Annotated in this window: 11 protein-coding genes and 1 tRNA gene; 6 read left to right on the forward strand and 6 right to left on the reverse strand. The window is 68.3% G+C overall.

Going from position 1 to position 12410, the window contains the following annotated elements:
- Positions 1-39 precede the first annotated feature (39 nt).
- Positions 40-2202 (reverse strand): transglycosylase domain-containing protein, encoded by a 2163-nt coding sequence (locus EKM57_RS15965; RefSeq protein WP_129793523.1) that lies wholly within the window; start codon positions 2200-2202, stop codon positions 40-42.
- Positions 2203-2519: 317 nt separating this feature from the next.
- On the opposite strand from EKM57_RS15965, the gene EKM57_RS15970 reads away from it, so the two are divergent.
- The gene (locus EKM57_RS15970) at positions 2520-3695 is read left to right on the forward strand and encodes an aromatic ring-hydroxylating dioxygenase subunit alpha (protein ID WP_129793524.1); all 1176 of its coding nucleotides are present in this window, start codon (positions 2520-2522) and stop codon (positions 3693-3695) included.
- On the opposite strand, the gene EKM57_RS15975 is transcribed toward EKM57_RS15970, so the two are convergent.
- The 4 genes from EKM57_RS15975 to EKM57_RS15990 all read right to left on the reverse strand — a co-directional run bounded on the left by EKM57_RS15975 (position 3631) and on the right by EKM57_RS15990 (position 7289).
- Positions 3631-4980, reverse strand: coding sequence for an APC family permease (locus EKM57_RS15975; RefSeq protein WP_129793525.1), 1350 nt, complete (start codon positions 4978-4980; stop codon positions 3631-3633). The two genes, EKM57_RS15970 and EKM57_RS15975, sit on opposite strands and share 65 nt — an antisense overlap.
- 198 nt (positions 4981-5178) lie before the next feature.
- Positions 5179-5265: transfer RNA gene (locus EKM57_RS15980), tRNA-Leu, on the reverse strand.
- A 91-nt stretch (positions 5266-5356) separates the two neighbouring features.
- Positions 5357-6457, reverse strand: coding sequence for a 6-phosphofructokinase (locus tag EKM57_RS15985; RefSeq protein ID WP_129793526.1), 1101 nt, complete (start codon positions 6455-6457; stop codon positions 5357-5359).
- Positions 6458-6572: 115 nt separating this feature from the next.
- On the reverse strand, positions 6573-7289 hold the full coding sequence (locus EKM57_RS15990; protein WP_129793527.1) for a DUF3426 domain-containing protein: 717 nt from the start codon (positions 7287-7289) through the stop codon (positions 6573-6575).
- Between the two features lie 122 nt (positions 7290-7411).
- Here EKM57_RS15990 and ftsE point away from each other — a divergent pair, with 122 nt between their 5' ends.
- From ftsE to EKM57_RS16015, 5 genes are read left to right on the forward strand one after another with little or no spacing between them, the layout of a single operon-like run.
- Positions 7412-8167, forward strand: a complete 756-nt coding sequence (ftsE, locus tag EKM57_RS15995; protein ID WP_129793528.1) for a cell division ATP-binding protein FtsE — start codon at positions 7412-7414, stop codon at positions 8165-8167.
- A complete protein-coding gene (locus EKM57_RS16000) occupies positions 8164-9060 on the forward strand; it encodes an ABC transporter permease (protein ID WP_129793529.1) in 897 nt (298 codons plus the stop codon). Before ftsE ends, EKM57_RS16000 begins: the two co-directional genes overlap by 4 nt.
- Positions 9061-9089: 29 nt before the next feature.
- Entirely contained in the window at positions 9090-9599 is a 510-nt protein-coding gene (locus EKM57_RS16005) for a YdcF family protein (RefSeq protein ID WP_129793698.1), read from the forward strand.
- Positions 9600-9610: 11 nt separating this feature from the next.
- Positions 9611-10303 (forward strand): 1-acyl-sn-glycerol-3-phosphate acyltransferase, encoded by a 693-nt coding sequence (locus EKM57_RS16010; protein WP_129793530.1) that lies wholly within the window; start codon positions 9611-9613, stop codon positions 10301-10303.
- Complete coding sequence (locus tag EKM57_RS16015) at positions 10300-11364, forward strand: beta-N-acetylglucosaminidase domain-containing protein (protein ID WP_129793531.1); 1065 nt, start codon at positions 10300-10302, stop codon at positions 11362-11364. Before EKM57_RS16010 ends, EKM57_RS16015 begins: the two co-directional genes overlap by 4 nt.
- On the opposite strand, the gene EKM57_RS16020 is transcribed toward EKM57_RS16015, so the two are convergent.
- Complete coding sequence (locus EKM57_RS16020; RefSeq protein WP_206185469.1) at positions 11336-12409, reverse strand: DUF2332 domain-containing protein; 1074 nt, start codon at positions 12407-12409, stop codon at positions 11336-11338. The two genes, EKM57_RS16015 and EKM57_RS16020, sit on opposite strands and share 29 nt — an antisense overlap.
- Between the last annotated feature and the right edge of the window lies 1 nt (position 12410).

Genomic DNA, 12410 nt, shown 5'->3' on the forward strand with positions numbered 1-12410 from the left:
ATCGGAAGCGTCAGCCGGCCGGTCGTCGTCCGCGGCCGTTCAGCCGAAATTGGGGTCGCGCTCCGAGGGTTCGAGCCGCTCGGGAACCCGCCGCGGCGGCGGCCGATCGCGAGGGCGCTCTCGGTCCGGTGGCCTTGGCCGCTCGATCGCCCGCTCGAGCCAGTCGCGGTCGAGGCGATCGCGGTTGAGGCGGTCGCCGTCGAAACGGTCTCGGCCTTCCTCTTCCCTGCGCTCCTCGATCGGGCCCGCATCTGGAGGGCCGAACCCGTCCGGGACCAGATATTGCTCCTCGAACGGCGGCGGAGCCGGCTCGATCGGATTACCCTCCGGATCGATGAGCGGATCGTCTTCGGGCGGAGCGAACCAGAATTCGTCGTTCTGCTCGATCTGCCAGGCGGGGGCGGCCGCCTGCGTCGCGAGCGGCTCGACGGGCCGGCCCGCGACCGCACGTGCCATGAAATCGTGGAACGCGCGCGCCGGCGCGCGTCCTCCGGCGAGGCCGGGCAGCGCCCTGTTATCGTCGCGCCCCATCCAGACCCCAGTGGTGATCCCGCTCGAGAAGCCGACGAACCAGCCGTCCTTGTTTGAGGTGGTCGTGCCCGTCTTGCCGGCTGTCGGCCGCCCGAGCGCCGCGGCCCGACCGGTTCCATGCTCGACGACCCCCTGCAGAAGATCGGTCATCTGCGCGGCCACCCATGGTTGGAGCAGCACGCGCGTCTCGTCATCCTCATGCTGGTAGAGGAGGGTGCCGTCGGCCGTGGTGACCCGCCGAATACCGTATGGAGTAACGGCGATCCCCCGCCGCGCGACCGACGCATAGGCCCTCGTCATGTCGAGCAGGCGTACCGACGAGGAGCCGAGAGCCATCGATGGATTGGTCTCGATCGTCGTGGTGATTCCCAGGCGCTGCGCCAAGTCCGCGACAGCACGGGTGCCGACGTCCTGAGCGAGGCGCACCGCCACCGTGTTGATGGAATAAGCGAAGGCGGTGCGCAGCGGCACCGGTCCGGCATAGCGGCCATTGTCGTTGCGCGGACTCCAGTTGCCGATCCTGATCGGCGCGTCCGGCACGACGCTGTCGACTCGGTAGCCTGCCTCAAGCGCGCTAAGATAGACGAACAGCTTGAAAGAGGAGCCTGGCTGGCGGACTGCTTGGGTGGCGCGGTTATAGATCGAACTCGCATAGTCGCGTCCGCCGACGAGGGCGCGCACCGCGCCATCGCGGTCGAGCGCGACCAGAGCGCCCTGCGCGCCCCGTGGCGCGTTGGCATTGATCGCCTGGGCGGCAGCGCGCTGCATGTCGAGGTCGATCGTGGTCCAGACATCGAGCGGCTGGACGGTCTCGTCGATCAGCATGTCGAGCTGCGGCAGCACCCAGTCGGTGAAGTAGCGGGCGCTGCTCTGTTGCCCCGCTCGCCGGACGAAGGTCACCTCGTCGGGATCGGCGGCGGCCGCCTCGGCGCGGCTGATCGCTCCATGCTCGACCATGAGGTCCAGCACGACGCCGGCACGGCCGCGGGCCGCTTCGGTGTCCGCCGTGGGAGAATAGTTGGAGGGCGCCTTCACCAGACCCGCGATGATCGCCGCCTCGCCGGTGCCGAGCTCCGTGGCGCTGTGCCCGAAGAAGCGACGGGAAGCGGCGTCGATGCCATAGGCGCCGCCGCCGAAATAGACCCGGTTGAGGTAGAGCTCGAGGATCTGGTCCTTGGAGAAGCGCCACTCCAAAGCGAGCGCCAGAATCGCCTCGCGGGTCTTGCGGGCGAAGCTGCGATCATTGGTCAGGAAGATGTTGCGCGCGAGCTGCTGGCTGATGGTCGAGACGCCCCGGATGCGGTCGCCCTGGCTCCAACCTACCCAGATGCCCCGCGCGACTCCGATCGGATCGATCCCGGGATGCGACCTGAACCGGCGATCCTCGACCGCCACCATGGCCTCGCGCATGATCGGAGGGATCTGGTCGTAGCGCAGCCACTCGCCGAAGCTCGGCCCCATCGAATGGATGATGCTGCCGTCGGCAGCGCGCACCCGGATCATCTGCCCGAGGTCGTCCCGCCGGATCAGGGCGGAATAGCTGGGAAGCTGACTGACGGCGACCGAAACCGCGACCGCGAGCGCGACCAGGCCGACGATCAGCAGATAGATCCCGATCTTGAAGGTCGCGACGAACACCCGCTTGACGCGGGAAGGGGGGGCGCTGGCCATCGGGTGATCAGGAATAGGGGGCGCGAGTCATGGGGGCAAGCAGAAGCCGAAGCTGCCTTAACAGCGGCTTACTTCGCTCGAGCCGGCGCCGATTCGTCGAAGGCGAGCGCGGCCGCGTGGCCGCCGTCGCGCGGCCCATCCGGGCCGAGCCTGCCCCGGTCGTAGGCCGGATGTCCGCCGCACCGCGGGCAGCGAATTTCGATAAGATCGATCCTGTTCATCCTCCTTATGTGGCTCGGCGCCTGTCGGGGATCAACCGAGCCCGTGCGAAGTCGTCTCGCGCGACATTTCGGCTCGTCTTTGGTAGGAGAGGATCGATGTCCCAGGTCGCCCGACTGCCGCTCGCCGGAGAGGATCCTCAATCGGATCTCGGCCTGCCGGGCTGGATCTATCATGATCCCGAATATTTCGCGGTGGAGATGGAGCGGCTGATCAGGCCGGCGTGGCAGATCGTCTGCCACGCCAGTGACATCGCCGGGCCCGGCCAATGGCGTACGCTCGACTTTCTCGGCGAGAGCATCCTCGTCATTCGCGGCACCGACGGAATAGCGCGCGCCTTCGCCAATATCTGCCGCCATCGGGGGTCGCGGCTGGTCGACGGCGAGCAGGGCTGCGCCCGGCGGCTCACCTGCCCCTATCACGGCTGGACCTATGCCGCGGACGGCCGGCTGGTGGGCGTCCCACAACGGGAGGATTATCCCGGCTTCGATCCCGCACATTGGGCGCTGGTGCCCGTCGAGCTCGAGCAGTGGCACGGCTTCCTCTTCATCCGTCTTGAGTCTGGCGGTCCTGGCGTCGCCGAGATGATGGCGCCCTGGGAGCAGGAGGTCGCGCCTTACCGGCTGGAGTCGCTCGAGGCGCTGGGCCGGATCACTCTGCGGCCTCGCCCGGTCAACTGGAAGAATGTCGCCGACAATTATTCCGATGGGCTTCACATTCCGGTCGCGCATCCCGGGCTTAGCCGCCTGTTCGGCGGCGACTACGGAACCGAGGCGGGCGAGCATGTCGACCGGATGTGGGGCGACCTCGTCGACCGGCCGTCGGCCAACATCTCCGAACGCCTCTACCAATCGCTGCTGCCGTCCCGCGCGGGGCGACGCTGGCTCTATTTCAAGCTCTGGCCGAACGTCGCCCTGGATCTATATCCCGATCAGGTCGACTTCATGCATTTCGTCCCGGTGAGCCCGACCGAGACGCTGATCCGCGAGATCAGCTACGCCTTGCCCGATGCCGAGATTCCCGAGGAATCTCGCAGAAAGATGAAGGCGGCACGCTATCTCAACTGGCGAATCAATCGCCGCGTCAATGCCGAGGACACGGCCCTGATCGCGCGCGTCCAGCAGGGCATGACCTCCAGCCTCTACAGGCCAGGTCCGCTGGGCGCCGGAGAAGTCTGCCTGCGCGCCTTCGCCGGAAAGGTCCGCCGGCTCATTCCGCAGGCGCGCCTGGATCGGCCGCCGCCTGCGGGCTGGAGCCGTCCCGCCGGCGCGTGAGGAAATAGAGAGGCACGCCGCTGACGAGCAGGACGGCACCCCAAAGCATCGCCTCTCCACCCGCCCCCCAAATCGCCCACAGCGAGAAGAGAGCGGCGCCCAGGAAGGCCGGCACGAGCCGGCGGCTGGTGCCGAGGCGTATGGCGGCCACCGAGCAGGCCAGATAGACGACCAGCGCCGCGCTCGTCGCCAGCAGGATCAGGAATCCGAACAGGTCGGTCATCGAGCGGCTGTAGTTGAACGACAGCACGATCGTGACCAGCAGGCTCGCGGCGACGTGGGCCCGGGCCGGAGTCCCGCGTCGCGACAGCTTGGCCAGCCAGGATGGGAACACGCCGTCGCGCGCCATTGCCCAGGGCAGTTCGCCCTGCATAAGGATCCAGCCGTTCAACGCGCCGAAGGCCGCGATCGCCGCGAAGAGGGCGATCACGATGCCGGCTGGACCGCCCCAGTGCAGGCCGATGAAGTCGGCCATCGGCGCACCGGACCGCGCGACCTGCTCGAGCGGGAGCAGCAGCGCGACCGCCGAGGCGGCGAAGGTATAGAAGGCGCCGGTCACGGCAACGCCGATCAGAGTGGCGCGAGCGATGTTGCGGGACGGGTTTCGCACGCGCTCGGCCGGAACCGTTGCCGATTCGAGGCCGAGGAACGACCATAAGGTGAGAGCGGCCGCGGCGGCGATGCCGGTCTCGCCGCCCAGCTGCAAGGCCTCGGCCCGCAGCGGAGGGGCGGCGGCCGCGCCGCCTTCGCCCAGCACCAGAGCCGCCACCACGACGACGGCAACCAGCGGCAGGAACTTGAGGAGGGTGGTGACGAGCTGGATGACTCCGACCGGACGGGCGCCGATGCAGTTGATCGCGGTCAGGGACCAGATCAGGGCCAGAGTGAGCCACACCGAATGGGGTGCCATGCCGGGGAAGACGGTGCTCAGGGGCGCGATCACCCCGGTCGCTATCGCCACGTTGCCGACCCACATCGAAACCCAATAGGCCCAGGCCACGACGAAGGCGGGAAAGGGCCCGAAGGCGCGCCGTGAATAAGCGTAGGGACCGCCCGCTTCCGGAAAGGCGCGGGCGAGGCTTCCGAACACGGCGGCGAGGCAGAGCGCTCCGCTGGTGGTGACGATCCAGCCGGCGACGCCATTCCAGCCGAACGGCGCGAGCGTCGCCGGAAGCAGGAAGAAGCCCGAGCCGATCATGTTGCCGACGACGAGGGCAAGGCAGATCCAGAAGCCGAAAGCGCGTCTAGGGGTTGTGGGGGTCACCCCGGTGGTGGTCGCATCCATGTCCGATCATGGACCAGGCGGAGCGCGGGCGAAATGGTCAATTCCGCTTGCCGGAGCTGCGCCGGGCGGAGTCGCGAGAGCGGCTATCCAACTCCGCACCGGAACCCATGAAAGCCGCGGACACGCCGGCGTCGGCCGATTTCGTCATTCCGAACGCCGAAGGACAAGCTGTCGGGCTTGACCCGACTCATTGAATGATGGTGCGGTCGAGAAGACTCGAACTTCCACGGCCTTTCGGCCACAGCGACCTCAACGCTGCGCGTCTACCAATTCCGCCACGACCGCACATTGGACAACCGCCGGCCTTGGGGCCGGCGTGGCAGGCGGGTGCCTCTAGCAGCCGACCCAAGGGTCTGCAACGGCTATCGGACCGCCCTCAGTAGAGGAACATGGGCATTCCCTCGACCCGCATCAACCGGGCGCGATAGGTGGCCCGATCGTAGAGCGCGCTGACGTCGACCGACTTGCGGCCGTGCAGCAAGGTGTCGATCGGAACGTGGCCGTAATTGCCGTCGGCGAGCATCACCATCCGCCCTTTCTCGCCACGCTGCAGCAACTGCACGGCGAGGCCGCCGAAGGCGAATCCCACCATCCGGTCCATCGCGTCAGGCTCGCCGGCGCGCATCAGATAAGCGAGTTCCTGCACCACGGCTCCGCTGTCGAGCCTGGCGGCGATCTCCTTGCCCAGCCGGTGGCCGATGCCGACATCCTCGCGCTGGATGGCCGATTTGGCGATGTCGCCGTCACCCCCTTCGTCGCCTTCGATCTTGGCGCCTTCGGAGATGACGCAGATCGCGTAGCCGGCCGGGTTGGAGGCCTTGTCCTCGGCGAGCAGCGGCAGGAGCACGTCGAGATTGGCGGGCACTTCGGCGATGATCGTGCGGTCGACCTGGGCGAGGAAGCCGGCAAGCAAGGCGGTCTCGCCGCTGCGCCGGCCGAACAGCTCGATCACGCCGATGCGCTCGTGGCTTTCGATTGTCGTCCGCAATGCATTGATCGCCTCGACCGATCGGCTCACCGCCGTGGAGAAGCCGATGCAATAATCGGTTCCGAACACGTCATTATCCATCGTCTTGGGCACCGAAATGACCGGCATGCCCTGCGCAGCGAGATGGGCGGAAAAGCGCAGGGTGCCGTCACCACCCAGGGTAATCATCGCGTCGACGCCCAGGCGCTCGAGCACCTCGAGCACATGGCCGGTCTGGTCGCCATCTTCGTGCGTGCGCGGGTCGGACCGCGACGTGTGAAGGATCGTGCCGCCCGTCCGATCGATCCCGCGTACCCGCTCCCGGCTCAACTCCATGACATGGGCAGCGATGCTGTCGGGCTCGTTCGGGTCGACCTCCATCACACCTTCCCAGCCGCGGCGAAGGCCGAGCACCTCCCAGCCGAGATCGTCGGCGGAGAGCACGACCGACCGTATGCAGGCATTGAGACCGGGAACGTCGCCGCCTCCCGTCAGGATTCCGATCCGCATCCTCGTCTTTTCCTTGTATCTCTCGACTGTGCAGGTGCGGCCAACCGTCTATCGGCGGCGGCGGTACGCTACAACAGGGGAGGAACGCGTTCCGGCGTCCGCCGAAGGACGGGTATCAGGAAATCGACCCGAAGGTCAGGCTCAGAACCCGGCCCCCGCGCGGCACGCCGACATTGGCGCTGTTGAAGGGGATCCGTCCGCGCGGCTGCAGCTCCCGGACCGGCGGCGCGATCGACCAGCTATAGACGACCCGTCCCTGCGCATCCTTGAGCTCGGCCTGGATCTGCGGGACGCGCTGAATCTCGTCGGTCTGGTTGACGATGGTGCCAGACACCTCAAGCACTTCGTTGCCCCGCTCGAGCTGCCGGGTCTGTGCGCTCTCCTCGACAATGCTGAGCGCGTCACCGGATTGAACCGGAATGCCGATCTGGGCGCCGATACTCGGAATGCCGAAATATTGGATGCCGCCGATTGCCGCGATCATCAGGACGGCGGCGACGACCGCCGCGATCGTCCGGAGCCGGGCAGGGTTGCGGCGCGGCCGGACTGACGGCGCCTCGACCGGAGCCTCGCCCTGGTTCCCCGGCCGCTCCCAGCTCGGCGGCCCTGGCGTTGGGCCCGGTTCCGGCTCGCCCGCCGACATGGGGGCCGTCGGCGGTTCCGCGAAGGCGGGCGGCGGCCCCTGCGTGGCCGGAGTGGCAAAACCACCGCCGGCAGGCTCCTGAAACCAGCTGTGCCGGCAGCCGGCGCAACGCACCTTGCGGCCGATGGTCCCGATCGCGCTGTCCGGAACGACATATCGGGCTTGGCAGGACGGACAGGTCAGGATCATCTTTACGTGCGCCCCGGAGGCATTCCCCTTGCGCTCCTAAGCATGGTGGAGGCCCGGCGTGCAAGCAAATGCCGGAATTACCGGACTTTCGGAAAGCTTGAAGCGACCGCGGCGGCCGTGCCATGGCTCGGCAAGCGCCGCCGAGCGGCGGGGAGGCAACGCTGAACGCGACCGGATCGATCGTCCAGTTCGAGAATGTGGGACTGCGCTACGGCACCGGAGCGGAGACCCTGTCCGATCTTTCTTTCTCGCTGAAGGAGGGCGGTTTCTACTTCCTCACCGGGCCGTCGGGCGCCGGCAAGACCTCGCTGCTGAAGCTGCTCTACCTTGCTTTGCGTCCCAGCAGGGGGCTGATCCGGCTGTTCGGCGAGGATATCGTTACCATGCCGCGTGGCCGGCTGCCCGGCTTCCGAAGGCGGATCGGGGTCGTTTTCCAGGAATTCCGCTTGGTCCCGCATCTGTCGACGTTCGACAATGTGGCGTTGCCGCTACGGGTCGCCGGCGTCGAGGACAAGGACCTCAAAAAGCCGGTCAGCGAGATGCTGGCCTGGGTGGGCCTCGCCGACCGGGCGACGGCGCGACCCGCCACCTTGTCCGGCGGTGAGCAGCAGCGCGTCGCCATCGCTCGCGCCGTGATCGGCCGGCCCGAGCTGCTGGTGGCGGACGAGCCGACCGGCAATGTCGATCCCGAGATGGCGCTGCGCCTCCTCCACCTATTCGATTCGCTGAACAAGCTCGGCACGACGGTGATCGTCGCCACCCACGATCTCCATCTGCTCGCCCGGATCCAGCGCGCGGAGATGCTCCGCCTCGACCGCGGCCAGATCGCCGATCCGACCGGCGCGCTTCGCCATCCGCCGAAGAGGCCGGAGGCATGAAGGGCGGAGTTCGCCGGTTCGGCGCCGCCGAGCGCGGCCTGCTGCCGGAGGGCCGCCTCGCCGGTCCCATGCCCTGGGTGATCGCGATCATGATGTTCCTCACGGTGCTTGCCGCGGCGGCCGGCCTGGGCCTCGCCGGCGCCGCCGGCCGGTTGGACGACCAGCTTGGCAGCCGCATCACCATTCAGGTCGTTGAAGCGGACCCCGTGCTTCGCGGGCGTCAGGCGGCGGCGGCGGCAGCAGCGATCCGGTCGTTGCCCGGGATCATCGCCGTCCGGCCCGTGCCGGAGGGGGAGATACAGGCGCTGCTCGAGCCTTGGCTGGGCGAGGGACTGATGCGCAGCGACCTGCCGGTTCCGGCGCTGATCGACGTCGACCTGACGCCGGAAGCGCGCGCCCGGATCGATCGCCTTCGTCAGGTGGTCGCCGCGGCGGCGCCAGCGGCGCGCGTGGACGATCATGCCCAGTGGCTGGCGCCGCTCGCGCGGCTGATCGGGGCGCTGCAATGGCTGGCGGCCGGGCTCGTTCTGCTGATGGTGGGCGCGACCGCCGCAACCGTCGTGCTCGCCGCCCGCGCCGCGCTCGACACGCATCGCGGGACGATCGAAATCTTGCATCTGATGGGCGCCACGGACCTTCAGGTGGCGCGCCTGTTTCAAAGACGGATCGCGCTCGACGCCTTGTTCGGCGGCCTGATCGGCTTCATCCTCGGCGGCGCGGTTCTCGTCGCGATCGGCGACCGGGTCACGGCCCTTGGTTCGGAGTTGCTCGGATCGGCGGCGATCCCGCCCGAGGGGTGGGTGGTGCTGATCGCGCTCCCGGTCTTCGGCGTGCTGCTTGCCATGCTCGTCGCGCGGCTGACCATCCTTCGCGCGCTGGGGCGCATGCTGTGATCCGCTTCCTCACCCGCGTCATCGCCTTCATGATCCTGATCTACCTGCTCGGCTATGCCGCTTTCGCGGTGATGCTGCCGCGGCCGGCCGGGGACGAGCGCACCGACGCGATCGTCGTGCTCACCGGCGGCAGCGGCCGCCTCGAGCGCGGTTTTGATCTCCTCGAGCGGGGCATGGCGCCGCGCATGCTCATTTCAGGCGTCGCGCGAACCGTCCGTCCAAGCGAACTCGCCGCGGCCTATCGGGTCGACGAGCGCTTGCTGGATTGCTGTGTCACGCTGGGCCGCGAATCGTTCGATACCCGCTCCAATGCCGACGAGGTGAAGAGATGGTCGCAGCGGCGGCGGGTCCGTTCCATTCGCCTGGTCACGAACGATCTGCACATGCCGCGCGCCCGCTACGAGCTGCACAAGCGGATCGGCGACGGCGAGCTCAGAATCGTTCCGGACGCGGTGCCCACCGATCCGGATCTCGGCGCGATCTTCTTGGAATATAACAAATACCTGCTCGGCCGAGCCGCCGACCTGATCGGTATCTAGAGTAGCGTCCGATGAACTTCCTCCGTTCCGCCTTGTTCGCTCTGATCTTCTATTCCTGGACGGTCGTAGCCGTCCTGGTCTCCTTTCCGGTCAGCCTGCTTGGCACGGAGGCGCTGCGCCGCTGGGCCCATGGCTGGGCGCGCGTCCACCGCATCTGCGCCGCCTGGCTGCTCGGCATCAGGACCCGCCCGGAAGGGGTCGTTCCGGACGGCGCCACACTCGTCGCCATCAAGCATCAGTCGATGTACGAGACGCTGGAGGTCATCCTGATGCTGAAGGAGCCGGCGATCGTGCTGAAGCGCGAGCTCACCGAAATCCCGTTCTGGGGGTGGGTGGTCCGACGCTATGGCGTCATTCCGGTCGACCGAAGCGGAGGGGCCGCTGCCCTGCGTCGCATGATGAAGGCGGCCGCCGCGGCGGTCGCCGAGGGCCGCCCCATCGTCATCTTCCCTGAAGGCACGCGCGTTCCTCCCGGCGAGCAGCCGCCGCTCCAGCCCGGATTCGCCGGCCTGTACCGGTCGCTGAAGCTGTCCGTCGTGCCGGTCGCGCTCGACAGCGGTCGCCTGTGGCCTCGCCATCGTTTCATCAAGCGCCCGGGCATCGTCACCATGCGCTTCGCCCCGCCGCTCCCTCCTGGCCTGCCGCGCGACGAGATCGAGCCCGCCGTCCATGCCGCGATAAACGCGCTCGAGCGGAGCACATGACCCCGCCGCTCGCCCTGATCGAGGGTTTTTTCGGGCGGCCGTGGAGCTGGAGGGACCGGAGCGAGGCGGTCCGCTTCCTCGCGCCGCACGGTTATGGCGCCTATCTCTACGCGCCCAAGGCTGATCCCTGGCTTCGCCGCGGTTGGCGCGAGCCTTATCCGGATAATGAACTCGAGGCGCTCGCCGCCTTCGGCCGCGACTGTAATGCGGCCGGCGTTCGCCTCGGCGCCGGTCTCAGCCCCTTCGAGTTGCACCTCGAGGCTGGCCGGAACTGGGAGACGGCGCTGAACGCGAAGGTGGCGCAGCTCGACCAGGCGGGGGTCGAGGATCTCGCCATCCTGTTCGACGACATGCGCGGCGATGTTCCCGACCTCGCCGAGCGTCAGGCGGCGATCGTCCATCACGTCGCGGAACGAACCGGGGCGTCGCGCCTCCTGTGCTGCCCGAGCTATTATTCCGACGATCCGGTGCTCGACACGGCATTCGGCGAGCGGCCGGCCTTCTACCTCGAGCAGCTCGGCCGGCTGCTCGATCCGTCGATCCGGATCATGTGGACCGGCGAGGAAGTCGTCTCCAGGGAATATTCGCCGGGCCATCTTTCCCGCATCGCCGAGGCGATCGGCCGCAAGCCGTTCCTGTGGGACAATTATCCGGTCAATGACGGCGCGCGCATGTCCCAGCACCTCCACCTGCGCGCCTTCACCGGCCGACCGGCTGCGATCGCCGCGCACATATCCGACCACGGCATCAATCTCGCCTCCCAGCCGCTGCTGAGCCGGATCCCGGCATTGACGCTGGCGGAGAGCTATGCGCGCGGCGACGCCTATGAATATGGCGCGGCCTTCGGCTGGGCGGCGGCGGCGGTGCTCGGGGCGGAACTGGCGGAAAGAGTCCGCCGCGACCTGCTCGCGCTACAGGATCGGGGCCTCGACCGGCTCGCCGACCGGCGCGCGGTCCTTCGGGACCGCTATGCCGGCTTCGATCATCCGGCGGCGCGCGAAATCATTGCCTGGCTCGACGGCGAATGGGACGTCACAGACGAACTGGTCCAGACCCAGTAGCGGGGCGGCCTGCGACCCAGTCGATCCAGGCGCCGTGTGCGTGGGCCCAGGCGAGCAGCCGGTCCTCCCCGGGCCAGCAGCGCAGCCTCAGGCTGAATTCCCGATCCTCCGCCATCTTCTCGTAACGAAGCCAGGCGAGCGGAGCGGCCTCGTTCGCGCGGGCACCGGCCTCCTGCAGCCGAGCTCTCACCCGCGCCTGCGTCGCGGCCGGGAAATATTCGAAGGCGACGGAATGGAGGACGACCCGGCAGACGCCGGTCCCGGGCGCGGCCGTCAGATGCGTCTCGATCCAGTCCGCGGCGTCCCCTTGTGCGACCGGCGGCGGGTCCGCGGCCGCCAGGTCGAGCGCCGCCCCGAGGCGGTTCAGCCGCTCGCCCTGGTCCGGCCAGACATAAGCGAGCAGCCGCTCGCGTGCCGAGACCGCGTCGATCGGATCGAGATCGACGCCGAAGCGTCCGGATATTTCAGGTCGCGCCTCCGGCGGCGGCGCTCCCCGCCATTCGGGATCGAGCCGAAGCGGCGAATGTTCGCATCCCGCCGCGATGCCGCCGAGCCGGATCGCGTAGCGGTCGAGCTGGAGGTTGAGCCCGGCGCTGGCGCCGAGCTCGAAGAGGCGCAGCGGCAGGCGGAATCGGTCGCTCACCGCCAGCAGCCCACTCATAAGCACGGCCGAGCGGCCCACCTCGTTGGTCTGCGGAGGGCGGTCGAGCCAGGGATGGAGGCTCGCGGCGTGAGCATCCAGGACCGATTGCAATTCCCGCGCCAGCACCTGCTCCGGGGGGAGCGACGCGGGTGGATATAGCACCGACAGCTTGGGCGCCCTGCCGCCACGAACCAAGGCATGGAGACCGCCGCACAGCCGCAGGGCCAGAGCGTCGGCTGTGGGGTCGCCCGGCCATCCGAGAACCCGCTGACCGATCGGCGTGGCGGCATCCAGCGCCGTGGCCAGCGCCGTGCACAACAGGGCGGTGAACGGAGAGCCCAACCGATCGCACCAATCCGCCTGAACCAGGAAGGCACGGCGAATATCGTCGGCGCGGCTCACG

It is taken from the genome of Sphingosinicella sp. CPCC 101087 (assembly GCF_004151485.1).
Classification (GTDB): Bacteria; Pseudomonadota; Alphaproteobacteria; order Sphingomonadales; family Sphingomonadaceae; genus Allosphingosinicella.